Annotated in this window: 26 protein-coding genes; 7 read left to right on the top strand and 19 right to left on the bottom strand. The window is 67.6% G+C overall.

Annotated elements, in window-relative coordinates; genetic code table 11:
• Positions 1-207: 207 nt before the first annotated feature.
• Positions 208-1752 (bottom strand): IMP dehydrogenase, encoded by a 1545-nt coding sequence (gene guaB / locus ACFULV_RS28775; RefSeq protein WP_378662048.1) that lies wholly within the window; start codon positions 1750-1752, stop codon positions 208-210.
• Between the two features lie 222 nt (positions 1753-1974).
• Between guaB and ACFULV_RS28770 the strand changes: the two genes are divergently transcribed.
• Complete coding sequence (locus ACFULV_RS28770; protein ID WP_022567296.1) at positions 1975-2388, top strand: DUF5319 domain-containing protein; 414 nt, start codon at positions 1975-1977, stop codon at positions 2386-2388.
• A 170-nt stretch (positions 2389-2558) separates the two neighbouring features.
• Here ACFULV_RS28770 and ACFULV_RS28765 read toward each other — a convergent pair whose 3' ends face one another.
• From ACFULV_RS28765 to ACFULV_RS28755, 3 genes are all read right to left on the bottom strand, one after another.
• Positions 2559-3665 carry an anti-sigma-D factor RsdA gene (locus tag ACFULV_RS28765; protein WP_378662045.1) on the bottom strand — a complete coding sequence of 369 codons (1107 nt, stop codon included), beginning with the start codon at positions 3663-3665 and terminating at the stop codon, positions 2559-2561.
• Positions 3658-4236 carry a sigma-70 family RNA polymerase sigma factor gene (locus tag ACFULV_RS28760; RefSeq protein ID WP_056818204.1) on the bottom strand — a complete coding sequence of 193 codons (579 nt, stop codon included), beginning with the start codon at positions 4234-4236 and terminating at the stop codon, positions 3658-3660. Before ACFULV_RS28760 ends, ACFULV_RS28765 begins: the two co-directional genes overlap by 8 nt.
• A gap of 157 nt (positions 4237-4393) precedes the next feature.
• Positions 4394-5227, bottom strand: a complete 834-nt coding sequence (locus ACFULV_RS28755) for a hypothetical protein (protein WP_378662042.1) — start codon at positions 5225-5227, stop codon at positions 4394-4396.
• 620 nt (positions 5228-5847) lie between these two features.
• Here ACFULV_RS28755 and ACFULV_RS28750 point away from each other — a divergent pair.
• From ACFULV_RS28750 to ACFULV_RS28740, 3 genes are all read left to right on the top strand, one after another.
• Positions 5848-6141 (top strand): WhiB family transcriptional regulator, encoded by a 294-nt coding sequence (locus tag ACFULV_RS28750; RefSeq protein ID WP_022567299.1) that lies wholly within the window; start codon positions 5848-5850, stop codon positions 6139-6141.
• Positions 6142-6287: 146 nt separating this feature from the next.
• Positions 6288-6905, top strand: a complete 618-nt coding sequence (locus ACFULV_RS28745) for a sigma-70 family RNA polymerase sigma factor (protein ID WP_378635331.1) — start codon at positions 6288-6290, stop codon at positions 6903-6905.
• 1 nt (position 6906) lies between these two features.
• Positions 6907-7158 carry a hypothetical protein gene (locus ACFULV_RS28740; RefSeq protein ID WP_378635329.1) on the top strand — a complete coding sequence of 84 codons (252 nt, stop codon included), beginning with the start codon at positions 6907-6909 and terminating at the stop codon, positions 7156-7158.
• A 121-nt stretch (positions 7159-7279) separates the two neighbouring features.
• Here the strand turns inward: ACFULV_RS28740 and groL are convergent, their stop codons facing one another.
• The gene (groL, locus tag ACFULV_RS28735) at positions 7280-8890 is read right to left on the bottom strand and encodes a chaperonin GroEL (protein WP_378635326.1); all 1611 of its coding nucleotides are present in this window, start codon (positions 8888-8890) and stop codon (positions 7280-7282) included.
• Positions 8891-8974: 84 nt separating this feature from the next.
• The gene (gene groES, locus ACFULV_RS28730) at positions 8975-9274 is read right to left on the bottom strand and encodes a co-chaperone GroES (protein WP_056818214.1); all 300 of its coding nucleotides are present in this window, start codon (positions 9272-9274) and stop codon (positions 8975-8977) included.
• Between the two features lie 351 nt (positions 9275-9625).
• On the opposite strand from groES, the gene ACFULV_RS28725 reads away from it, so the two are divergent.
• Complete coding sequence (locus ACFULV_RS28725) at positions 9626-11107, top strand: Hsp70 family protein (protein ID WP_378662039.1); 1482 nt, start codon at positions 9626-9628, stop codon at positions 11105-11107.
• A 70-nt stretch (positions 11108-11177) separates the two neighbouring features.
• On the opposite strand, the gene tsaD is transcribed toward ACFULV_RS28725, so the two are convergent.
• From tsaD to ACFULV_RS28690, 7 genes are all read right to left on the bottom strand, one after another.
• Positions 11178-12224 carry a tRNA (adenosine(37)-N6)-threonylcarbamoyltransferase complex transferase subunit TsaD gene (gene tsaD, locus ACFULV_RS28720; protein WP_378635322.1) on the bottom strand — a complete coding sequence of 349 codons (1047 nt, stop codon included), beginning with the start codon at positions 12222-12224 and terminating at the stop codon, positions 11178-11180.
• Positions 12221-12715 carry a ribosomal protein S18-alanine N-acetyltransferase gene (gene rimI, locus ACFULV_RS28715; protein ID WP_101468212.1) on the bottom strand — a complete coding sequence of 165 codons (495 nt, stop codon included), beginning with the start codon at positions 12713-12715 and terminating at the stop codon, positions 12221-12223. Before rimI ends, tsaD begins: the two co-directional genes overlap by 4 nt.
• A 29-nt stretch (positions 12716-12744) precedes the next feature.
• Positions 12745-13437, bottom strand: coding sequence for a tRNA (adenosine(37)-N6)-threonylcarbamoyltransferase complex dimerization subunit type 1 TsaB (gene tsaB / locus ACFULV_RS28710; RefSeq protein ID WP_378635319.1), 693 nt, complete (start codon positions 13435-13437; stop codon positions 12745-12747).
• 65 nt (positions 13438-13502) lie between these two features.
• On the bottom strand, positions 13503-13958 hold the full coding sequence (gene tsaE / locus ACFULV_RS28705) for a tRNA (adenosine(37)-N6)-threonylcarbamoyltransferase complex ATPase subunit type 1 TsaE (protein WP_056818220.1): 456 nt from the start codon (positions 13956-13958) through the stop codon (positions 13503-13505).
• Positions 13951-15027: an alpha/beta fold hydrolase gene (locus ACFULV_RS28700; protein WP_378662036.1), complete on the bottom strand. Its 1077-nt coding sequence runs from the start codon at positions 15025-15027 to the stop codon at positions 13951-13953. Before ACFULV_RS28700 ends, tsaE begins: the two co-directional genes overlap by 8 nt.
• On the bottom strand, positions 15024-16187 hold the full coding sequence (gene alr, locus ACFULV_RS28695) for an alanine racemase (protein ID WP_378662033.1): 1164 nt from the start codon (positions 16185-16187) through the stop codon (positions 15024-15026). The genes ACFULV_RS28700 and alr overlap by 4 nt, the downstream gene beginning before the upstream one ends.
• Before the next feature lie 20 nt (positions 16188-16207).
• On the bottom strand, positions 16208-17656 hold the full coding sequence (locus ACFULV_RS28690) for a bifunctional ADP-dependent NAD(P)H-hydrate dehydratase/NAD(P)H-hydrate epimerase (RefSeq protein WP_378662030.1): 1449 nt from the start codon (positions 17654-17656) through the stop codon (positions 16208-16210).
• Between the two features lie 71 nt (positions 17657-17727).
• Here ACFULV_RS28690 and ACFULV_RS28685 point away from each other — a divergent pair, with 71 nt between their 5' ends.
• Complete coding sequence (locus ACFULV_RS28685; protein ID WP_378635309.1) at positions 17728-18150, top strand: plastocyanin/azurin family copper-binding protein; 423 nt, start codon at positions 17728-17730, stop codon at positions 18148-18150.
• A gap of 36 nt (positions 18151-18186) precedes the next feature.
• Here ACFULV_RS28685 and glmS read toward each other — a convergent pair whose 3' ends face one another.
• A complete protein-coding gene (gene glmS / locus ACFULV_RS28680) occupies positions 18187-20067 on the bottom strand; it encodes a glutamine--fructose-6-phosphate transaminase (isomerizing) (protein ID WP_378635306.1) in 1881 nt (626 codons plus the stop codon).
• A gap of 36 nt (positions 20068-20103) precedes the next feature.
• Here glmS and ACFULV_RS28675 point away from each other — a divergent pair, with 36 nt between their 5' ends.
• Positions 20104-20958: a dienelactone hydrolase family protein gene (locus tag ACFULV_RS28675; protein ID WP_378662028.1), complete on the top strand. Its 855-nt coding sequence runs from the start codon at positions 20104-20106 to the stop codon at positions 20956-20958.
• Positions 20959-21035: 77 nt separating this feature from the next.
• Here the strand turns inward: ACFULV_RS28675 and ACFULV_RS28670 are convergent, their stop codons facing one another.
• The 5 genes from ACFULV_RS28670 to ACFULV_RS28650 form a co-directional block, all read right to left on the bottom strand.
• Positions 21036-21377 (bottom strand): hypothetical protein, encoded by a 342-nt coding sequence (locus tag ACFULV_RS28670; RefSeq protein ID WP_378662025.1) that lies wholly within the window; start codon positions 21375-21377, stop codon positions 21036-21038.
• Positions 21378-21402: 25 nt separating this feature from the next.
• Complete coding sequence (locus ACFULV_RS28665; RefSeq protein ID WP_378662023.1) at positions 21403-23001, bottom strand: hypothetical protein; 1599 nt, start codon at positions 22999-23001, stop codon at positions 21403-21405.
• A gap of 48 nt (positions 23002-23049) precedes the next feature.
• A complete protein-coding gene (locus ACFULV_RS28660) occupies positions 23050-23400 on the bottom strand; it encodes a hypothetical protein (RefSeq protein WP_378662020.1) in 351 nt (116 codons plus the stop codon).
• Positions 23401-23494: 94 nt separating this feature from the next.
• Complete coding sequence (locus ACFULV_RS28655; RefSeq protein WP_056818233.1) at positions 23495-23803, bottom strand: DUF6802 family protein; 309 nt, start codon at positions 23801-23803, stop codon at positions 23495-23497.
• A 91-nt stretch (positions 23804-23894) separates the two neighbouring features.
• A complete protein-coding gene (locus ACFULV_RS28650) occupies positions 23895-24086 on the bottom strand; it encodes a PspC domain-containing protein (RefSeq protein ID WP_063057023.1) in 192 nt (63 codons plus the stop codon).
• Positions 24087-24133: the final 47 nt, after the last annotated feature.

The raw sequence follows: 24133 nt of genomic DNA, 5'->3' as shown, positions 1-24133 counted from the left end.
GTCAGGCACCGCCGCTTGCTCCTTCGTCGCCTACGCGGCGGCGCCTGACCGGCGACCCGGCCGCGAACCGCCGCTGTGCGGCGGACCCTCCTCGAGGTCGGGTCGTGCGGGGCCGGGAGCGCCGGTAGGCGGCGGACTCGGAGCCTGCTTGCATTGCCCTTGTGCGCCGGGAGCGTACCTCCCGGCGCACAAACGCATCTATTGTACTCAGCCGCGCCCGGTGTAGTTCGGGGCCTCGACGGTCATCGTGATGTCGTGCGGGTGGCTCTCCTTGAGGCCCGCCGCGGTGATCTGCACGAACTGCGCGCCCTGGAGGTGCTCGATGTTCTGCGAACCGGTGTAGCCCATCGCGGCACGCAGGCCGCCGACGAGCTGGTGGATCACCTGGTTGACCGGGCCGCGGAACGGAACGCGGCCTTCGATGCCCTCGGGGACCAGCTTGTCCTCGGCGAGCACGTCGTCCTGGAAGTAGCGGTCCTTGGAGTAGGACTTGGCCTGGCCACGGCCCTGCATGGCACCGAGCGAGCCCATGCCGCGGTAGCTCTTGAACTGCTTGCCGTTGACCAGGATCAGCTCACCGGGCGACTCGGCGGTACCCGCGAGCAGCGAGCCGAGCATCACCGTGGACGCGCCCGCGGCGATCGCCTTGGCGACGTCGCCGGAGTACTGCACGCCACCGTCGGCGATCACCGGCACGCCGGCGGCCTTGCACGCGGCGACGGCTTCGAGGATCGCGGTGATCTGCGGCGCGCCGACACCGGCGACCACGCGGGTGGTGCAGATGGAGCCGGGGCCCACACCCACCTTCACCGCGTCGACGCCCGCCTCGACGAGCGCGGCGGCACCGGCGCGCGTGGCGACATTGCCGCCGACGATCTGGATCCGGTCACCGACCTCGGCCTTGACCTTGGCGACCATCTGCAGCACCTGCGACTGGTGGCCGTGCGCGGTATCGACGATCAGCACGTCGACCCCGGCGTCGGCCAGCGTCATGGCCCGCGACCAGGAATCCTCGCCGACACCGATCGCGGCGCCGACCAGCAGGCGGCCGTCGCGGTCCTTGGTGGCGTTGGGGTACTGATCGGTCTTGACGAAGTCCTTGACCGTGATCAGCCCGCGCAGGCGGCCGTTGCCGTCGACGATCGGCAGCTTCTCGATCTTGTGGCGACGCAGCAGACCCAGCGCGGCCTCGGCGGTGACACCCTCACGAGCGGTGATCAGCGGCGCCTTGGTCATCACCTCGTCCACCCGACGGTCCTGATCGACCTCGAAGCGCATGTCACGGTTGGTGATGATGCCCACCAGCGCACCGGTCTCGTCCACCACCGGCAGACCCGAGATGCGGAAGCGGGCGCACATGGCGTCGACCTCGGCGAGGGTATCGGTGGGACGACAGGTGACCGGGTCGGTCACCATGCCCGCCTCGGAGCGCTTCACCGTCTCCACCTGGGCGGCCTGATCGGCGGCCGAGAGGTTGCGGTGCAGCACGCCCATACCGCCCGCACGCGCCATGGCGATGGCCATGCGCGCCTCGGTGACGGTGTCCATGGCCGAGCTCACCAGCGGCGTGCGCAGGGTGATGTCCCTGGTCAGCTTGCTGGACGTCTCGACCGAGCTGGGGATGAGATCCGAGGCGGCAGGCAGCAACAGCACGTCGTCGAACGTGAGGCCGAGCATGGCGATCTTGGTCGGATCGTCGCCCCCCGTAGGAGGGCGCACCGCGATTCGTTCGCCCGACACGGGATTACTCATTCGGATCGACCCCTCCTGGTCGTCATAGCTACCGACGCGGTAGACACGGTGCGTCGGTGCTCGAGCGGAAAAAAGCTTTCGGATGGTCGGCTGGAACAAAGTCGCCGACGCCTGTATTCCATGGTATCCGGCGCCCGGAGACGCCTGTGAAGTGAGCCCTTCCGCAAAACTTGCCCGGTGCATCGCTGGCGCGATGCACCAAGTACTGCGTACCGTGGGGATGTGCGTGACCATCTACCACCTGGCCTGCCGCCGGATCCCTTCGCCGGAGACCCCTCCGACCCGTCCGCCGCGCTCGATGCGATCGAGCCCGGTGAGCCGTTGGATCCTCATGAGCGCCTCGCGGTCGAGGAAGATCTCGCAGACCTCGCCGTATACGAAGCCCTGCTGGCCCATCGCGGTATCCGCGGTCTGGTCGTCAGCTGTGAGGATTGTCGGCAAGATCACTACCACGACTGGGACATGCTGCGGGCGAACCTCCTACAGCTACTGGTCGACGGCACCGTCCGTCCACACGAACCCGCCTACGACCCCACCCCCGAGGCCTACGTCACGTGGGACTACTGCCGCGGCTACGCGGACGCGTCGATGAACGAGGCGTTCCACGGCGACGGTTTCGACGGGTTCGACAACTGAGCTCTCCGGCGACTCGGCGCAGCTGAGTCCGTCGCGGCGCCTGCCCTCCCCCACTCTCGGTCACGCGTGCGTGGGGGACTACGCAGGCCCGCACCGGAAATTCCCCCAGCACAAGACGAAGGCCCCGAACCTGTTCGGGGCCTTCGTTCTTTGTTCAATTCATCGTGCTGCTACGGCGAGGGCACCGCGGGCGGCGACTGCAGGATGGTCGCCGGCGGAGGCACCTGCTGCGTAGGTGGCAAGCTCGGCAGCGGTGCGGACGTCGGGACCACCGTCGGCACAGTGACGACCGGCGGTGATTCGACGATGGTGGTCGGCGGTGTGGTCGGGTCGACAGTCACCGGCGGAGTCACCGGCGGCTGTGTCGGCTCGACCGGCGGCTGCGTCGGCTCGACGGGAACCAGCGGCTTGGTTTCCGGGCCCGGGCCCGGGGTCTGCATGATGACCGGCGGTGGGGTCGACGGATCGGTGGTACCCGCTCCCGGACCGGTCGGCGCCACCGGCGCGGTGGTGCCCGGATTCGTCGTCGGCGGGACCTGGACGGGCGAGCTCGGCTTGGCCGGCGCGGTGGTGGTCGGCGGCAGTTGCGCGCCGATCTCCGGGGCGACCTTGATCAGCTGATCTCGCAACAGGTTCCAGCGCGCGATCAGATCCTCACGCTTGGCCGGATCGTCGACCTGGCCTGCGTTGGCTGAAGCCTGTTCCAGCCTGGCCTTCGCCTGTTCCGGATTGCCCGAGGTGAGCAGATTCTGCGCGGCCAGCAGATCTTCGTCGGCGTACTGTACGACGGTGGACTGCGCCTGCTCGCTGAACACGACCTCCTTGACCCGCCACAGCGGATCGCCGGGGGCCGCGCTGTAAGCGAAGGCCGTGATACCGCCGAACACCAGCGACAATGCCGCTGCTGCCCCGAAAATCGGGCGGACCAGTCGCAGACGTCCGCGCGAGGAAGCTCCGACTCGAACCTGCCGAGCGCCGATCTCCTGATTGACCGCCGCGAAGACGGTGTCCAGATCAGGACCCGCGGGCATCGGCTCGGCCAGAAGGTCGGCCCGCCAATCCGCGAGTAACGACGCCAGCTGGAACTCTTCGGGACTGTCGGTACGAACCGGACCGTCGCTTGCGATCGCGTCGATCAGCGCGTCATCGCTGCGCACCGCCGCGATGTCGACCGGTCCGGAGTCACCGGTGTCCTCGGCGGCGTAGGGACCGCTGTCGTGCGATCCACGCTGCCAAACTTTCCGGTCGCCAAGACCGCGCTCGCCATCCCTAGCCATACATTTCACCTGCCCTCGCCACTTGTGACTTCAGTTTCGCGAGTGCCCTGTGCTGGGCAACCCGTATCGCCCCCGCCGTGCTGCCCACGGCGACTGCGGTTTCCTCTGCTGACAGACCCATGACCAAACGCAGGATCAGGATCTCTCGATGCTTCTCGGGGAGCGTTGCCAGCAGAGTGTTCATCTGCCTGCTCGTCTCCGAGTCGAGAGCCCGCTGTTCCGGCCCGTGGTCGGTGGATATGACATCTGGTACTTCGGCCATCGCCTCCGCCTTGTTACGGGCGGCGTTGCGATGGGCGTCGGCGACCTTGTGCGAAGCGATTCCGTACACGAAGGCCATGAAGGGCCGACCCTGATCCTGATAGCGGGGCAGGGCGGTCATCACAGCCAAACAGACCTCTTGCGCAACATCGTCCGCGGAGAGCTGTCCGCGCTCCGCGGCTCCGATCCGTGCCCTGCAGTAGCGAACTACCAAGGGACGGACCAGTTCCAATACCCGAGCTAAAGCGGTCCTGTCGCCCTGCGCAGCCGCAGCGACGGCGAGGTCCAACTCTTCGCCCATATGCGTCATCGTCAGAGATTTTCCTGGCGTTACGAGTGGCGCGGTCGAATGTGACCGAGCTTCCACCGAAAAGGCGGAACGGGACTAACAATAGCGACCCCCGGATCGGCCGCCAGCGGGCGTGGTCGCTTCTAACCGAGCTCTCAGAAAGATCATCTGGAGCGAATCAGGCACCCAGCGGGGCGATGTCCCCACCCCAGGCCCGTAGACGGGCGCCATGATCTGCGGCTTCGCCCGCCGCGTCGCGCGCCAGAGCCGGTTCGGCGACTCCCGAGCGCAGCATCGCGGTGGCCCATCGCAGTGGGAGAAGGCCGTTTTCGCGGCAGTCCGCGTCGACTCGCACGGCCAGTTCAGCGGACCCGGCGAGGTCGCCGGTCGCTGCGGTCGCGGCCGCCACGAGCAGTGCCGATTTCACCTGGTGACGCACAGAGGGCAGCGCCGCGGCGAGTTCGGCCGCCGCGACCGCGTCGCGCAGCGCTTCGTCCGCTTCACCGCCGGCGAGCGCGGTCTCGGCGCGCACCCAGTGCCAGCGCACCTCGGCGCGCGGAGGTGCCGCGTCGAGCAGTGGCCGTACCCGGCCGAGCAGTGTGCGGGCCAGCGCGAGCCGACCGGTGCCGAGGGCATCGGCGGCCAGGCCCGTATACGCATCGGCGAGCGCCTCGGCGCGGGACGCTCCGGTGGCGCCGAGCGCGATCGCCGCGGCGCGACCGTCGAACGCTGCCGCACCCGCGTGATCGCCGAGCTGACGCAGTAGCGATCCACGGGTGCTCTCGACGAGGGATTTCAGGCCGGGATCGGTCGAGGTTCTGGCCGATATCAGCAGGTCAGCACGGGCGGCGGCATAGCGGCCCTGTCCGCCGAGCGCGACCGCGCGGTACCACCGCGACAACGGGTCCGCCGGCTCCGGCAACTCCGTAGCGGCCAGGCCGGGAGTGCGCCCGAAAGCAGTCGAAACGAGTATTTCGGAACCGATATCCGCGGGTGAGGCCGTTGTCTGCACGACGAGACTCTAGCCGCCACCCGCCCCGGGCAGCTCCCATGTTATGGATCAACGAGGGGCAATCAGCAAACAATCAGCATTTCTCTCGAGTGTCGATGTTGCCATCAGGTAAATCTCCGCTCCCCGATGCCACTACCGGAAAGTCTCGAATTCACATGCGTTTCGCGCAATTAACCTTCACGCCCCGTTTTCGCCATCTGCACGCAGTCCGGCGGCGGAGGCCGTTGTGATCCAGCACACCCGGCCACCCTGGCCGTCACCGGCACGAACCAGGCCCCGACCGGCGCGACCTGGGAAAATATGGGATGCCTAGGAGACGCGAAGACACCCGATCCATAGCCAACCAAACAGTATGGAGGGATCGGGTGTGAAATGTAAATAGTGAGTAGGTTAAATTTCAGCGTTGCAGATTTACTGAACTCATGCGCCGAACTATTGACGGAAATTCCCGCCTGCACCTAACGTAGCTCATCGCCACGGTTGGCGCCGCGCGAAATCGCAGCGACCTCCGAGCGGCACCGTCAGGCACCGTCGAGCCGGCCACCCCCATCGGGTGGCGCGAAGACCTGCCGCACCACTCGCTCGACAACGCTGACGAGCTCGCGCCTCAAGGAGTTCACATGCCCATGCCCACCCACCTCCCCGGACCGAACGCCGATGTCTGGGACTGGCAGATGCGTGGCTCGTGCCGCGGTCAGGACTCCGCGGTCTTCTTCCACCCCGACGGCGAACGCGGCCGCGCCCGCACGGCGCGCGAGATGCGCGCCAAGGAGATCTGCCGGGCCTGCCCCGTGCTGATGCAGTGCCGCACCCATGCCCTCAAGGTCAGCGAGCCCTATGGCATCTGGGGCGGCATGTCCGAGACCGAACGCGAGATGCACGCCCGCCGCAACCGGCGACGGATGGCCGTCTGAGGTCAACCGCGTCCGTCTGGCCGGGTTGGCAAATCTGTTCCAATCCGCTGGCCGTGGCGCGCCGAATCTCTAGCAAACAGCTGGCACCCGAATAAAAGGCACCCCCGGTCGCGGGAGGTCATAGCCTCGGGCTACATTCGTGACCGATGACACAGAATGGGTTCCGAAGCGAAGCCTTTCCACCGAGCGTGGATTCTGCGGTTACCGCACGCGCGGCCGAAGGAGTCGAGCTAGCTGCACTGCTGGAACGATGCGGTCTGTCCGACCAGCAGGCCTTTGCCGAGCTGTACGACCGAACGTCCGCGCGCGTTTTCGGCCTGGTCCTGCGGGTGCTCCACGACCCCGGGTACGCGGAGGAGACCACTCAGGAGGTCTATCTCCAGATCTGGCGTACCGCCACGAGTTTCGACCCCGCCAAGGGGTCGGCGGTGACCTGGCTGATGACGTTGGCACACCGGCGCGCGGTCGACCGGGTTCGCGCCGAGCAAGCCCACACCCAGCGCGAGGTCGCGTACGGGATCCGGGTGCTCGGACACGAATTCGACGAGGTCACCGAGGAGGTGGAACGCAGACTAGAACAACAGGCCGTCCAGCGCGGACTCTCGACCCTCACCGAGACCCAGCGCGAGGCGATCTCGCTCGCCTACTACGGCGGGCGGACCTACGCGGAGGTAGCGACATACCTCGGCATCGGGTTACCGACCGTTAAGTCCCGAATTCGGGACGGATTGACACGACTGAAGAAAAGTTTGGGGGTGACGTGAGATGAACGAAGCCCAGATCGATCTCGCGCACACCGTCGCGCTCGGATTGATCGACGACGAAGACCATCACGCGATCCAGACCATCATCGATACCGAAGACTCCACCCTGTGTACGCAGTTCCTGCGAGAGGTTCGCGGTACCCGCGAAGCTCTCGCCCAGCTCGCGTCCGCAACCCCCACCCCACCGCCACCGTCCCTGCGCGCCCGTTTACTGGCCGCCCTGGATGCCGAAGATCCCCCGGTAGCCAGCTGAACGACGAAAGGCCCCCAGATCGCGATAGCGATCCGGGGGCCTTCGTCATATCACCAACCCGCCACGCACGACCCGACCCTGAGGAGGGTCTCGCCGCGCAGCGGCGGTTCGCTCCGACAACTCAGTGCGAGTGACCGTGGTGCCCGTGATCGTCGTCGGCCTCAGCCGGCTTCTCCACGATGGCGCTCTCGGTGGTCAGGATCATCCGCGCGACCGAGGCGGCGTTCACCACGGCGGAGCGGGTCACCTTGACCGGGTCGACGACACCGTCGGCGAGCAGGTCGCCGTAGGTCAGGGTGGCGGCGTTGAAGCCTTCCTTGCCCTCGGAGACCTTGGCGACGACAACCGCACCGTCGAGACCGGCGTTGCTGGCGATCCAGTACAGCGGCGCCTCGAGGCCCTTGCGAACCACCTCGACACCGACGGCCTTGTCGCCGGTGAACGAGTCACGCAGCTCGACCAGCGCGGCAGCGGCGATCACGAGCGCCGAACCACCACCGGGGACGATGCCCTCCTCGACCGCGGCCTTGGCGGCGGCGACCGCGTCGTCGACGCGGTACTTGCGCTCCTTGAGCGCGGTCTCGGTGGCAGCGCCGACCTTGATCACCGCGACGCCACCGGCCAGCTTCGCCAGACGCTCTTCGAGCTTCTCGCGATCCCAGTCGGAGTCCGAGGCCTCGATCTCGCGACGCAGCTGCGCGCTGCGGCCCTTGATGTCCTCGTCGGAGCCCGCGCCGTCGATCAGCACGGTCTCGTCCTTGGTGACGACGACGCGACGCGCCTGACCCAGCTGCTCGATGGTGGCCTCGCGCAGGGTGACGCCGAGATCGGGGTTGATCACGGTGCCACCGGTGACGACGGCCAGGTCGTCGAGGAACGCCTTGCGACGGTCACCGAAGAACGGTGCCTTGACGGCGACGGCCTTGATGGTCTTGCGGATCGAGTTGACCACCAGGGTGGACAGCGCTTCGCCGTCGACGTCCTCGGCCACGATCAGCACGGCCTTGCCGGACTCGGCGATCTTCTCCAGCAGCGGCAGCAGATCGGGCAGCGAGCTGATCTTGTCGCGGTGCAGCAGGACGTAGGTGTCCTCGAGCACGGCCTGCTGGGTCTCGGGATCGGTCTGGAAGTAGGGCGAGAGGTAGCCCTTGTCGAACTGCACACCTTCGGTGATGACGAGTTCGGTGTTCGTGGTCGAGGATTCCTCGACGGTCACGACGCCGTCCTTGCCGACCGTGGTGAGCGCCTTGCCGACCATGTCGCCGATTTCCTCGTCGCGCGAGGAGACGGTGGCGACCTGGGCGATGGCCTTCTCGCCGGAGACGGGGGTGGCCAGCGCGAGCAGCACCTCCGACACCTTCTCGGCGGCAGCGGCGATGCCCTGGCCGAGGGTGATCGGGTTGGCGCCCGCGGCGACGTTCTTCAGGCCGCCGCGCACGAACGCCTGGGCCAGCACGGTGGCGGTGGTGGTGCCGTCGCCCGCGACATCGTTGGTCTTGGTGGCGACGCTCTTGACGAGCTGGGCGCCGAGGTTCTCGAAGGGGTCCTCGAGGTCGATCTCACGCGCGATGGTGACACCGTCGTTGGTGACGGTCGGGCCACCGAAAGCCTTGGCCAGCACCACATGCCGGCCGCGGGGGCCGAGGGTCACCTTGACGGCGTCGGCCAGCTTGTCGACACCGCGTTCCAGAGCCCGGCGAGCCTTTTCGTCGAACTCGATCTGCTTGGGCATAAGAGGATTCAGCTCCTGTTTGTGAACGCAATCCGCCCCGGGCCTGTGAAGACGCCGGGGCGGAACGCTGATGCGGCGTTGGCCTTACTTGGTGACGACGGCCAGGATGTCGCGCGCCGAGAGGATGAGGTATTCCCCACCCTGGTACTTGATCTCGGTGCCGCCGTACTTGCTGTAGATGACGACGTCGCCTTCTTTGACATCGACCGGGATGCGGTCACCCTTGTCGGTGACGCGACCCGCGCCGACGGCGATGACGGTGCCCTCCTGGGGCTTCTCCTTGGCCGTGTCCGGGATGACCAGGCCGGAGGCCGTCGTCGTCTCGGCCTCGTTGGCCTGGACGAGGATCTTGTCCTCGAGCGGCTTGATGTTCACGCTCGCCACGTTGAGCCCTCCACTTTCAGGGGAAATTCGGTTGTCCGGAACTGGTGTCCCAGGCCGGGTTTCGGTCAGCTCGCGACCCTGCGCACAGCCCCGTCGTCGCGGGTGCCGGAGCCGAAGCCCAGAAGTCGACTGGCACAAGTACAGCTTCACAGTGCCGACTAGCACTCTATACGCGAGAGTGCCAGCACTCAAGGTCGGGTTCTGCCGATGTCGCATTTTCGACACGCCCACACTGGCCAGTGATCTTCACATCGCCTGCCACAATCTGTAACGTTCGCATAACAGGCTGTGACATAGCACAGGAAGGCGCCATCCGCTCGGAGAGCACCATCGGCTTGAAGGGAGGTGAACATGCGAACATCCCTCGGCATCTCGGCCGGGAACGAGGTGGTGTGCTCGGCATTGGTCGCGACGGGGCCCGCGGGCGAGCAGACTTTCGACTACCGGGTCGTTTCCGCAGATGAGGCACATTCCGATCTCGGCGATCTCGTATCGTCCTCGATCGAATTGATGACCAACCAGCTGCCGGTGTCACAGGCGGCGATGGCAGGCGAACCGCTCGGGCGCTATTCCGGCGGCCACCGCCGCGCCGAGTCGGCCCGGTCGCGGCCACCGACCAGCGTCGCCGTCGCCTACCGCAACAAGGAACAGGCACAAGCCATTCGGGCCGCCACCACGCGCCATCGTGATCTGCGGCTCGTCACCGAGGGCGCCGCCGCCCTCGCCTATCTGCGCCACACCGGACTGCTCGACCGCTACCCCACCGTCGCCGTGATCGACCTGGGCGCGACCGGGCTCACCGTCACCGTGGCCGATTACACCGACAACGTGGTGCTGCACACCGAACGGACGCCGACGCTGAGCGGCAACGCGATCGACGAGCTGATCTACCACCACCTGGTCGACCTGCACTACGCCCGACGTGGCACCCGGCCCAACCGCACCACCCTGACCAACCGTGGCCGTGCGGCCAAGGAACACCTGTCGCTGGCACCCGTCGTCACCATCGATCATGTAGCGGGGCAGGGGCTGGAGCTCACCCGCCCCGATTTCGAGGAGCTCATCGACGGCCTTCTGCGCAATATCGCGCTGTTCTCGTCGTCGGTGTTCACCCGCGCGCCGAAGTACCCCGACGCCGTCGCCGTGATCGGCGGCTGCGCCAACATCCCGTGTGTCATCGACATTCTCGAATCGCGCCTCGACGTCCCCGTGCTCACCGTGCCCGACCCCGAGGCCGTCATCGCCAAGGGCGCGGCGCTGGTCGCCGACGCCGCGGCACCGTCCGGACTGCCGGGCGTTGGGCACGCCGACGCACCGAGTGGCACCTTCGCCAAGGTCGTCGGCACCCTCGTCGGCGCGGTCGTGGTGGTCGGCCTGGTGATCGGCTACGGCGTGCAGGCAGTCTCGCCCGACGCCCCCGATGTCACCCCCGCCGGCACGAGCAGCACCGTGCGTCAATCCCCGTTACCGCTGGTGCCCTCCCCGGCACCCACCCCCGCCAATCGCGAGAGCACCGAACGCACCGGCGCCACCGTTGCCCCGCCCGCGACCGAAGCACCGAATGCCACCACCGGGGCGCCGAGCCCGAGCGGCACCACGCCCTCCGCGCCCACCTCGACGACGGCCCCCACCCTGCGCCCCGATCCGAACCTCCCGCAGATCCCCTACCCCGAGTCTCCTCTCGGCGGCCCCTTGGACAGCGGCTCCTCCGGCGGCGGCAGACAACGTCCCTCCACCCCCAATACCTCGCCCACGCAGGCCCCCGCCAACAGCACCCTCCCGATTCCGTCGGCCACCGCGACAGACGAAATCCCCTTACCGCCAGCCGATTGACGCGCGCACTGAGCCGGGTGGACCGGTGGCGGGTTCGTCAGGGGTGCCGTGCGACCAGGCAGGACGGGCGCTAGCCGCGCAGGGCGCTCACCGAGACCGGCAGCCCGGGATCGGTGGCGACAGTCAGTTCAGCAGGCTGCGCACCCGCCGCGATCACATGCGCGCCCAGCGCCGCGATCATCACACCGTTGTCCGTGCACAGCCGTGGCTTGGGCACCCGAAGCGTCAAACCCGCGGCAGCACACCGCTCTTCGGCCAGTGATCGAATCCGCGAGTTAGCGGTGGCGCCGCCGCCGAGCACGATCGTGTCGACACCGACGTCGGTCGCCGCCCGGACCGCCTTCATCGTCAGCACATCCGCCACTGCCTCCTGAAAGGACGCGGCGATATCGGGAATCGGCAGCTGGTCGGGCGTGATGCCCTGACGCTGCGCGGCCTCGACATAGCGGGCCACCGCGGTCTTGAGGCCGGAGAAGGAGAAGTCGTAGCGCGCGTCGCGGGGCCCGGTCATCCCACGGGGAAAGGCGATCGCCCGCGCGTCACCCGAGCCGGCGGCAGCGTCGAGGGCCGGCCCACCGGGATAGCCGAGACCGAGCAGCCGCGCGACCTTGTCGAACGCCTCCCCGGCGGCATCGTCGACGGTGCTGCCGAGTTCGGTGATCGGCTCACCCAGATCCGTGACCTGCAACAGGTGCGTATGCCCACCGGACACGAGCAGCGCCACCGCGGGCGGCATCGGCCCGTGCTCGAGCGTATCGACCGCCACGTGCCCACCGAGGTGGTTGAGCGCGTAGAACGGCACATCCCACGCCGCCGCATAGGCCTTGGCCGCGGCCACCCCCACCAGCAGCGCACCGGCCAGCCCCGGCCCGATGGTGACGGCGAGCGCGTCCGGCTTGCTGATCCCCGCGGTCGCCAGCGCACGGCGCATCGCGGGCACGATCGCCTCGAGATGTGCGCGCGAGGCGATCTCGGGCACCACGCCGCCGAAGCGGGCGTGCTGGTCGACGCTCGAGGCCACCTCATCGGCGAGCAGCTCGACCGAGCCATCGGAATGACGGCGCACGATGCCGACTCCCGTTTCGTCGCACGAGCTTTCGATCCCCATGACGATCACGACAACACCTCGTCCTGCCGGCCGCGCGCGGCCCATTCATCGGCCGCGGCGGTCAGTTCCGGACGGCGCATCGTGTACGCGTCGGCCCCGCTGGGGTGGTAGTAGTTCTTGCGCAGCCCGATGATGTGAAACCCGTGCTTGGCGTACATCGCGATGGCGGGCGCGTTGTCTGTGCGCACCTCGAGGAACACCGGGCCGCCGCGTTCGGCCGCCGTCGCCAGCAGCGCTTCGAGCAGCAGCGTGCCGATGCCGCCCCGATGACATTCCGGGTCGACACCGATCGTGTGCACCTCGGCCTCGGGATGGGCGTCGTCACCGAGCAGCGCGATGCCCGCGTAGCCGACCATCACCCCGTCGGCGGTGCGCGCGGTGATGTAGCGGTTGTGCCCGCCGGCCAGCTCGGACCGGAACGACACCGCCTGCCACGGGTCGTCCTCGGGGAACAGCAGGTGCTCGAGTTCGACGCAGCGGTCGATGTCGGGCAGGGTCATGGGAGCGATCAGGTACTCGGTCACGGCACTCACGCCCCGGTCCGGTCGAGGGTGCGGAAGCTGTTCTCCACCGCATCGGGCCTGCGCAGATACAACGGCACCAGCGCTTGCGGTGCCTCTCCCGCCAGCAGCGCCGACGCCGCGACGGTGACCAGCCCGGCAGGCGAGGGCGTCTCGCTGGGCAGCACCGGCAGATCGAAGAAGTCCACGTGCGCGGCCGACCCGGCGATCGCCGCGGCCTCACCCACCGGAACGTCGACAGCCTTGTTCACCTCGGGACCGGCGACCCGCGCCCCGTTCAGATACTTGGCCCAGTACACCTCGCGCCTGCGCGCGTCGGTGACCACCAACAGCTCGCCGGGATCTCGCTTCTCACCGATGGTGTCGGCGGCGATGGCGTCGAGACTGCACACCCCGTGCACGGGTAACCCGAGCGCGTCACCGAAGGCGGCCGCGGTGGCCATTCCCACGCGTAGCCCGGTGAACGGTCCAGGTCCGAGCCCGACGACGACCGCGTCGAGCTCGTCGCGGCGCACCCCCGCCTCGGCTAGACACTCCAGGATCTGCGGAGTGAGGACCTCGGCGTGCGCGCGGGCGTCGACCTTCACGCGGGCAGCGAGCGTCGCCACGGCGGGGCGGGTGCCGGGTTCACCGGCAGGTGACAGGTGCACCAATCCCGCTGTAACGGCGGGTGTCGCGGTGTCGACTGCTAGTACGAGCATGATTGTCTCAACAATACCGGGTGGTATCGGCGCTCGGCGCGCACCGGTGCGCGCATGATCGCGCGTTATTCGATCCATTCCCAGATCGCCGTGCGCACATCGGATTCCGGCTCCCGGGCGAGTTGCACTCGCAGATGCCGGTCAGCGAGGTGTTCGACGACCCCCTTGCCCCATTCCACGACGACGACCGCGTGGTGCAGGTCGGTGTCGAGGTCGAGCGAGTCCAGTTCGTCGAGGTCGCCCGCGAGGCGGTAGGCGTCGACATGCACCATCGCCACCCCGGGCGTGCCGTCCGGCCGCACTCCGGCCTTGTGTGCCCGCGCGATGATGAACGTCGGCGAGCTGACCCGGCCCGCGACACCGAGCCCGGCGGCGATTCCGCGGGTCAACGCAGTTTTACCGGCGCCGAGCGGGCCGTCGAGCACGACCAGGTCACCCGGGCGCAGGGTGGCCGCCAGTTCGCGGCCGAATGCTTCGGTGTCCTCGACGGTGTCGAGAACGCGCTGGTGCGGGTCAGCCACCGACGGCCTCCTCGCCGCGGTTGCCGATGATTCCCGCCCGCGCGAGCAGCCGGTCGAGTGCGGCCAGGCTCACCTCGGGGAACTGCAGGTGCGGCATGTGCGCCGCCTCACGCACCCGGACCAGTTCACTGCCCGGTAGTTCCGCCGCCAGTTCGCGGGAGTTGCGGAACGGGATCACCACGTCGTGCGCACCGCCGAGGATGAGTACCGGCAGCTCGCCGAGGACGGGCAATGCGGCTGACTCATCGTGCAGCTCAATCGCTTTCAGGAACTTTTCGATGGTGCCGACGGGCGTGCGGTCGATCATCATCGTGGTGAATCGCGACAGCGTCGGACTCACGGGGCCGTGGAACGAGCTCACGTGCAGGATCGGCGTCACCACGTGCTTGCTCGCGCTGCGGCTGAACTGCACCAGCGTCGGCGCCGTCCGCACCGCCAGCCGGAAGCCGTCGACCGCGGGATGCCGAACCAGTTGCGAGATCCCGGTCGCGGTCACCTCCGCGGCGGCGGTGCTCAGCAGCCCGACCGCGCGCACCCGCGCCGCGAACAGCTCGGGGAACTGCGCGGCCGCCGCGAGCACGGCCATTCCGCCGAGCGAATGCCCGACCAGCACCACCGGCCCCGTCGGCGCGCACTCACGGATCACCGTGGCGAGGTCGCGGCCGAGCTGGGCGACCGTGCAGCTCTCGGTACTCGGAGTGCCGGAGCGTCCGTGTCCGCGCAGATCGAAGAACACCATCCGCATCCTCGACCCCCACTGCCGCGCGAGATCGCGGCGCTGGAAGTGGAAGGACTCCATGCTGTTGCAGAATCCGTGCACGAAGACGACCGTGACTTCGGCCGCCTCGTCGCCGTAGGTGCGGGTGGCCAGCGACACCCCGTCATCGGCGAGCACCATGCCCGGTTCGTCGTCGTCGATCAGGGCGAAGTTCTCGTCGCGGTATTCGTCACGCTCGGCGGGCCACATCACTCGCGCGCCGATCTGGCGCAGGGTGTGGGCGATGGCGAGGCCCGCGAGCAGGCCGGCGGTCGCCAGGCCACCGCGGCGGATCACCGTGCGCCGGGTCATCGGCCGGTACCCACGTAGCGGCGAACCACACGGCCGCGCGGCGCGCAGACGACTTCGTAGTCGATCGTGTCCAGCGCCCGCGCCCAATCGAGTGCGTGTGGCTGTCCCGCGCCGCCGCCGAACAGCACCGCGCGGTCACCCTCCCGCACGCCGCCCGCGTTGTCGCCGAGGTCGACCATGAACTGGTCCATGCACACCCGTCCGACATTACGGTGCCGGGCTCCGCCCAGCCACACCTCGAAACGTCCACTGAGCGAACGGAATACGCCGTCGGCATATCCCGCGGGCACCAGCGCGATCGTGGTGTCGCGCGGTGCGATCCACCGGTGCCCGTACGACACGCCCTCCCCTGCCGCCACCTTTTTCACCAACGCGACCTCCGCCTGGAATGTCATCGCGGGCTTCAGACCGAATTGTCCGAGCTCCGGTATGGGCGAGAGCCCGTACACCGAGATACCCGGCCGAACCATGTCGAACCGCAGATCTGGTCTGGTCAAGGTGGCCGCCGAATTCGCCAGGTGCACGAGTTCGGGTTCGAGACCGTGCTCCTTGGCCAGCGCGATCGCCTCGACGAACCGGTCCCGCTGCCGATCCACCATCGGATGCCCCGGCTCATCGGCGTGCGCGAGATGGGAGAAGATCGCCCGTAACCGCACCACCTGCCCGTCGACGAGCGCCCGCACAGCACGCAGGACCTGCGGATACTCGGTCACCGACACCCCGTTGCGATTGAGCCCCGTATCCACCTTCAACGTCACCGTCGCGGTCTGCCCCGTCGCCACCGCGGCGCGCTCCACCGCCCGCAACTGCGCCAGCGACGACACCCCGATCTCGAGATCGCCCGCCACAGCACCCGCGTAATCGGCGTCGACAGTATTGAGCCAGCACAGCACAGGAGCCGTGATCCCCGCCGCCCGCAGAGCCAGTCCCTCCCCCACGGTGGTCACGCCCAGCTCCCGCGCACCCGCCCCCAACGCGGCCCGAGCCACCTCCACCGCCCCATGGTTGTACCCGTCGGCCTTGACCACCACCATCACAGCGGCCCCGTGCGCGTACTCCCGCAACACCCGCACATTGTGAGCAATGGCATCCAAGTCGACGACCGTCTCCACTTGCGCATTCACACCCCCGATCGTGCCAGGACCCGCCGAATCCGCCATACCTGGGCTCCGTCCCGGGCCTACCGACCCTCGCCCCCACCGACCTCCCGCAACACCCGCACGGCCTCCCGAACATGCCCCAGCAACGGCGTAGCGGAAATAGGCGCCCCCGCCGCCCGTCCCTCATGAGCGGCCAGATTCGCCGCCAACGCATGTACCCGAGCCCCGGCAGCCGCAGCCCACCCCGCCGCACACCCCGCGGCGAGCAACGCCCCGATAATCCCCGACAGCACATCCCCCGACCCCGGCGTAGCCGCCCAATCCCCACCTGCGTCATTGACCAGCGTCGGCTGCCCCGGCGAAGCGACAACCGTCGCCCGGCCCTTGAGCAGAACCGTCACCCCCCACTCCTGCGCGAGCCTTCGCACCGCACCCACCCGATCCGCCCCCACCGCACCACCGGTCAGCCGAGCGAATTCCCCCGCATGCGGCGTCAGCACCGTCACCGCGGATCGCCCCCGAACCAGCCCCGGTTCCTCGGCAAGGATCGTCAACCCGTCCGCATCCACCAACACCGGCAGATCGGTACCCAGCACCTCGGCCAACCGATCCCGGGCCCCCGGATCAGTACCACCCCCCGGTCCGACCACCCAGGCCTGCACCCTCCCGGTCTCCGAAATCGACGAACTGGCGACAACTTCGGGGAACTCCTCCAATACCTCGGTGTCGGACCCCACATACCGAACCATCCCCGAGGTCGCCACCACCGCGGCACCCGTGCACAACACCCCCGCCCCCGGATACTTCGCACTGCCCGCGCAAACCCCCGTCACTCCCTGGCTGTATTTGTCGTCAGCAGGCCCCGGCACCGGCCACCCGGCCCCCACCGCTCCTGGATCGAGCTGCGCCAGCCCAGCCTCCGGAAGGCGTAACCCGATCGGCACCAACACAATTCGCCCGCACCGAGGCACAGCCAACGCATGTACCGGCTTATAGGCACCGAACGCCACCGTCACATCCGCCGTCACCGCGGGTCCATCCACCGCCCCCGTATCCGGATCGACTCCACTGGGCAGATCTGCCGAGACAATCGGAACATCCAGGGCAGCAACTATTTCCGCCGCCCCGGGCCGCAAAGGCCCCCGTCCGGAAATCCCCACGATCCCATCGATCACCAGATCGACACCATCGAGCCGATCGACCACCCGGCCCCCAGCTGCCCGCAACGCAGCAAGCCCTTCCCGATGCGCCCGTTCAGGATTCAGCAGAACAGCCGACACCCGGACGCCCCGACGCCGTAGGAAGGCCCCCGCCCACAACGCATCCCCGCCGTTGTCCCCCGACCCCACCAGCAGTCCGACGGTTCGGCCGACCACGCCCCCGGTCAGCGACCGCAATTCGTCGACAACCACCCCGGCCAGCCCGAAGGCAGCCCGCCGCATCGGCATACCCGCAGGCACCCGCGTGAACAGCTCGGCTTCCGCCGCCCGCACCTCGTCGACGGTGTAGTAGCCACGCCGATCCGACATAGTCGCCTCCCAGCTGCCCGAAACGGGCCGCCGACCGGCCCGGGGTCGCTCGCAGACTACGCTCCACACCCATGTCGATGGTTCGTCACCGCGCCGCATCCGCCCGGTTTGCCGCCGGAATAGTCGTGGCCGCCGCCCTGGTGTCCGCCGGCTGTTCCGGCGACTCGGGAAACGCCGCCACCACCACAACCCGCAAACCCCGCCCGGTCACCACCACGACCACCCAACAGCACGCCCCGACCAACCTCACGGTCGAGGTCGGCGACATGAAATACGCACCCGCCGACGCCACCATCAAGGTCGGCGAGACGGTGACCTGGAAGTTCTCCGACAAGGTCCCGCACAACGTGCAGGGCATCGGCGACAAGGCGATGGGCCTCAACAGCCCCATCTTCGACAAGGGCGAATGGTCCTACACCTTCACCCAGGCCGGCACCTACCGCTACATGTGCACCCTGCACCCCGACATGCGCGGATCCATCACCGTCAAGTGACCCTGCCGGCCTCGCGTCGAGGCCGGCACCCGGTCCCTATTCGACGGTGACCGACTTGGCCAGGTTGCGGGGCTTGTCCACGTCGTAGCCCAGAGTCTGGGCCACCTCGGCGGCGAAGATCTGCAGCGGCACCGTGGACAGCAGCGGCTGGTACAGGGTCGGGGCGGCCGGGATCTCGATCAGGTCGTCGGCGAACGGGCGCACGGTGTCATCGCCCTCTTCGGCGATCACGATCGTGCGGGCACCGCGCGCCTGGATCTCGCGAATGTTGCTGAGCAGCTTGGAATGCAGCACCGCCCGCCCCTTCGGCGACGGCATCACGATGATCACCGGCAGGCCCTCTTCGATCAGTGCGATCGGCCCGTGCTTGAGCTCGCCCGCGGCGAAGCCCTCGGCGTGCATGTAGGCCAGTTCCTTGAGCTTGAGCGCGCCTTCGAGCGCCACCGGGTAACCCACGTGGCGACCGAGGAACAGCACCGTCGGCACGTGCGCCAGCTCGCGCGCGATGGCCCGCACCTGCGGCGCGGTCTCGAGCACCCGGGCGATCAGCTTCGGCATCGATTCCAGTTCGGCGAACTCGCGAGCCACCTCGTCGGGGTACTTGGTCCCGCGCGCCTGCGCCAGGGCCAGACCGACCAGATAGTTGGCGGCCACCTGAGCCAGGAACGCCTTGGTCGAGGCGACACCGATCTCGGGCCCGGTCCGCGTGTAGATCACCGCGTCGGACTCGCGCGGAATCTGCGCCCCGTTGGTGTTGCAGATGGCCAGCACGCGCGCCTTCTGCTCCTTGGCGTGGCGCACCGCTTCGAGGGTGTCGGCGGTTTCACCGGACTGCGAGATCGCCACCACCAGCGTCGACCGGTCGAGAACCGGGTCGCGGTAACGGAATTCGCTGGCGAGCTCCACCTCCACCGGCACCCGGGTCCAGTGCTCGATCGCGTACTTGGCGAGCAGGCCCGCGTGGTAGGAACTGCCGCACGCCACGACGAACACCTTGTCGAATTCGCGCAGCTCCTGGTCGGCGAGGCGCTGTTCGTCGAGGACGATCCGGCCGCCCTTCTCGTCGACGACGAAATGCCCCATCAGGGTGTCGGCGACGGCGGTGGGCTGCTCCTCGATCTCCTTGAGCATGAAGTAGTCGTGGCCGCCCTTCTCGGCGGCGGCGAGGTCCCAGTCGATGGTGAACGGCCGGCTGACCACCCCGTCGGTGTTGCCCGCGAAGTCGGTGACGCTGTAGCCGTCCTTCGTGATCACCACGGCCTGGTTCTGCCCGAGCTCGACCGCCTCACGGGTGTGCTCGATGAACGCGGTGACGTCGGAGGCGATGAACATCTCGCCCTGGCCGACCCCGACGACCAGCGGCGTCGACCGGCGCGCCGCCACGATCGTGCCGGGATGGTCCGCGTGGGTGAACACGAGCGTGAACGCGCCCTCGAGCCGCTGCAACACGGCGTGGACACTCGCGGTGAAGTCGCCCGCGGTGGGGCCGTCAGCGTACGCGCGCGAAACCAGGTGCACCGCGACCTCGGTATCGGTGTCGCTCAGTAGCTCGACGCCCACGTCCTCGAGCTCGCGGCGCAGCGGCGCGAAGTTCTCGATGATGCCGTTGTGGACGACGGCGAGCTTGCCGGAGATGTCGCGGTGGGGGTGCGCGTTGCGGTCGGTCGGCGCGCCGTGGGTGGCCCAGCGGGTGTGCCCCATCCCGGTCGAACCGGCGAAACGCTCGGTCCCCGCCTCGCCCAGTTCGGCTTCCAGATTGGCCAGCCGCCCGGCCTTACGTTCGACCGCGAGAGCACCGTTTCCATCGAGGATCGCGACCCCCGCGGAGTCGTATCCGCGATACTCCATGCGTCGCAGCGCGTCGACGACAACGCCCAGCGCATCCCGGTATCCGACGTACCCCACGATTCCGCACATGGTCCCCCACCCTACTGATCGGATACTCTTCTCGCCGTGTCGGTGTCTGCAAAATCGCTCGTGAGCACCCTGTCCGTGCGTGGCCCCCACCGGGTGCTGCGTGGGAACTTAGGGATCGCAGGTCAGCCGGGTGTGGTGTACACGCCCGAGTCCGGGCTGAACCTGCCCGCTGTCGCGTTCGCGCACGGCTGGCTGACCAGCGCCGAGAACTACAAGAGCCTGCTCGAACACATCGCGTCGTGGGGTTTCGTGGTCGCCGCGCCCGATACCGAGCGTGGCCCGATTCCGTCACATCTGGACCTCGGCACCGACTTGCTCACCACGCTCGACATCGTCAGCAAGGTCCGCCTCGGTGACGGCACCATCAGCGTCCACCCCGACCGCCTCGCCCTCGCCGGCCACGGCATGGGGGCAGGCGCCGCGGTGATCGCCGCAGCTCAGCACCGGGTAGCCGCCGTCGTAGCTCTCTTCCCTGCCCCCACCTCCCCCGCCGCGGAGAACATCGCCCCCGACATCGACGCGCCCGGCCTGATCCTGACCGGCGACGATCTCGACTCGGTCAGCTCCAACGCCCGCGCACTCGCCGCCGCCTGGTCGGGCCCGTCGATCCTGCGCACCATCGGCGGCGCCTCCCACAACGGCATCATCGAGGGCCGCCGCCTCTTCGCCGCCCTCGGCGCGGGCCGCTACGAACACAAAACCGACAAGGCCACCCGAGCCCTGGTCACCGGCTACCTGCTCGCCACCCTCCTCGCCGACAAGAAGTACGCGGCCTTCGCCGACCCGGAAGCCGAGATCCCCCACACCAAGGTCGTCGACCCCCACGCCGAGGTCGAGGTCGAGGCGCCCAAGCTGTCCATCGGCACGGTCGCCAAGCTCATCCGCGGCTAGAAAAAGAAGCCCCCGGGCCGTCCGAACGACGTCGACCCGGCGCGATCACCGTCCGTATTCGGCGTCGCGCCGGCGATTCAGACCAGCCAGCTCTTGCGCTGGTAGTACTCGGCTTCGGGATCGTCGTCATCCAGCGGAGCAGCGCGGTCATTGGCCCGTCGAGCGGCGATAGACCGTGCGATGGCTTCGCGCTGCTCCCTGGCCGCGGCTTCTTGACGCTCGCGTTCTTCCGCTTCGAGCCGTGCCCGCTCTTCGGCCTCGGCAGCTTCGCGCTCCCTGACCGCTTGAATCTCGGCGAGAATCTCGTGACCGTTGTTGTGCACCGCGAGGCTGTTGCGCATCTCGTCGTACTCGTAGTCCAGAATCTGCACCCGGCGAAGGAAATCGTAGGCGCCTTCTTCGATCCGTGATCGACTCATCACGAAACCCCCTCAATTCGTTGATTCACAGCGGGCCCGCCTCCGCCAGGACCGCACCGGAGTCACCCGGATCGGGTTGCTGGCTCACCGGATACTGCTCCGCCCAATGTTCACCGTCGGGCTCGTTGTCCGCACTCGGCGTGGAGCCCGCCCCCGGCATGTTCTCCGCGGCATAGCCTTTGGCGTTGAGGGAACCGGTCGGGTTCGGTGTCGCACCCGAGGATGTCCCCTCCTCAGTGTCTTCGAGACCGGTCGGCCCTTGGCCCGTGCCGGTCTCCGGTGTGCCCGAACCGATTTCGCCGCTGGTCTGCTCGTCGCTGATCACCGGAATGCCGTTGGCATCGAGCGTCATGCCGTATTCGTGCGAGTTTCCGGCAGAGTCGGTGGTACTCACCGTGAGTTGGCCGTTCGCATCGGTTCCCACACTGACCTGGGTGCCGTTCAGATCGAATGTCGCGCCACCGGACATCAAGCTGCTCAACTGGCTCGAAATCGACGCGAAACCCTCTTGCACCGAGGTGCTGAGCGAGGTGAGGCCGGAACTGATCGTCTCCGCCGTGCTCGTGACGAGCGATTCGAGTTCACTCACCGATGACACGAGCGACGTGAGACCGGTCATCACTTCGCTGACCGTATCGGTGATTTCGCTGATCGTGTCGGTGATGTCGCCGTCATCATCGTCATCGTCATCGTCGTCGTCCTTGGTGGTCGACGGGTCCTCGGTGGTCGCCGCCTTGGTCGACGTGTCCTCCGTTGTCGACGGTGTTCCACCAGTCGAGGTGTCACCCTTCGACGTATCTTTCGTCTGGGGCTGCTGTTCCGTCGTCACGGGTGTCTGCGGCTTGCTGGAATCCTGCGGCATCGGATATGCGCCGGTATCCAGTCCGTTCAAGGCTTCGACAAGAACGCCATAAATCCGACGGACCTCGGTGTCGACTTCCTTGCAGAGCTGAACGAATTTATCGTATGTTGCGGTGACGTGCGGCATGAAGATATCAACCAGCCACTGCTTGGCCTTCTTGCCCGCATCAGAATCTGGGTTGGATGACACCTCTTGTATGTAATCATCGATCGCAGTGCGGCTCATCCCGCTGCTGTTCTGCTGCGGTATGTCAGGCGTATTGGGAGACCAAAAGCTCTGGACCGTAACCGCTTTGTGCCGAACGGCAGTTCGCAGCGCCGTCGAAACATAGCTCAGCTCGAGCGATATCGTCGCGGCTTCGATGCGATCTTGTTCAGCACGGAGAATCTGCGCATTCAGCATATTGGATGCGGAGTCAGCCGCCTGACCCTGCCATATCGACGGCAATGCCGAGAGCTGCCGCCGCTGATCGTCGATCTCCCCGGGCAATTTAGCCATCACCTTGGACAAAGCCGCGGACATCCGATCGATTGCCGCGATATCCATACCACGTTCGGTGTCGTACTTCGCATAGATCGAATCGAAATTCCCATTAGCCCCCGCCAGAAGTTCTGACCTAGCAGGAGCGTGCATAACCGCTGATGCTTTTCCATAGCGAGGTAGGTATTCGACGAAATACTGCAAACCTTCCGCCCCGAGGTCGAGCATCTCGTCTGCGCTACCACCGGTAGGAATACTGGCCCAGGTCGGAGAGTCAGCCATGAACGCCCCCGGACACCGCGGCCGAACAGGTGCACACGAATGCGCGCATCAAAGGTTCACCCCTGCGGCCGTTATCTTCTTGACGTTGGCATCGTCGACCGTCGCGTACGTATCCGCACTGGTACCGAACTGCACGCCCGTCTTGTCGATCGCGGTCTGCCAGTTCTTCAACCACGTCTCGACCTTGCCGATCACGCCCCCGACCTTCGTCCCCTCGGCACCGTAGTCGCGACCGGCTTGCGCGGCGGTGAAGGACCAGCCCTTGACGTCGGCGGAGCACGTCCCGATGTCAGCCGCCGACGCCTTCAGGTTCGACGCAGCCTTACGCAGAGCCGTCGGATCGACCGTTACTGAATCGCCCACTTCCCCCTCCTTCTGGTCAAGCGCCGGCAGGCGCACTACTCCCTTAGACGCGCCACGACCGGGATCGGTTCCACGATCACACGACGAATGCCGCTGTGCTCGGATTCGATCACAGCGGCACCCTCGTGCGCTACTTCTCCAGGTTCCCCTGGTCGGTCTTGCGCCACTCCGACGTGCCGTCGGGATGACGGTGGTATTCCCAGGCGGCGTAGTCGCCGTCTTCCTCGACGACGGTGACGTGGTCGGCGAGGCCGTCGTGGTCGTAGTCGGACCAGATACTGGTCGAGTCGGCATCGCCGGTGGAGAGGGAGTCGACGACGCCGTCGTGGTCGAGGTCGAGGGATGGGTTGTTCAGCTCGACGGGGCCGAGGCCGCCCAGGGACGAGTGGGCGTCGATGTCGGGTAGGCCGAGGCCGGGGAACTCACCCGAGGTGACCATGACTGCTCCTCCAACGGAAAACTCGCGGATGACGACGTGGCGGGGTTGCCACCATCTTGTCATCCGCGAGCGGGCGCCGGGGGGTTCGGGCCTACTTGTTCGGGATGAGGATCCACATCGCCAGGTAGATCAGGAACTGGGGGCCGGGCAGCAGGCAGGAGACGACGAAGACCAGACGGACGACGTTGGGGTTCCAGCCGTAGCGTTCGGCGAGGCCACCGCAGACGCCTGCGATCCACTTGTTGCTGGTCGAACGGGTGAGGCGGCGGGCGGGGGCGGTCATGGTGTTGCCTTCCTGTGGAGCGGTGATGCCTCCACTGTGCCGTCGGA

The organism is Nocardia sp. NPDC057272, from assembly GCF_042668615.1.
Classification (GTDB): Bacteria; Actinomycetota; Actinomycetes; order Mycobacteriales; family Mycobacteriaceae; genus Nocardia.
Note: the sequence above shows the minus strand (reverse complement) of the source record. Positions and strands in the feature narration are given on the sequence as shown.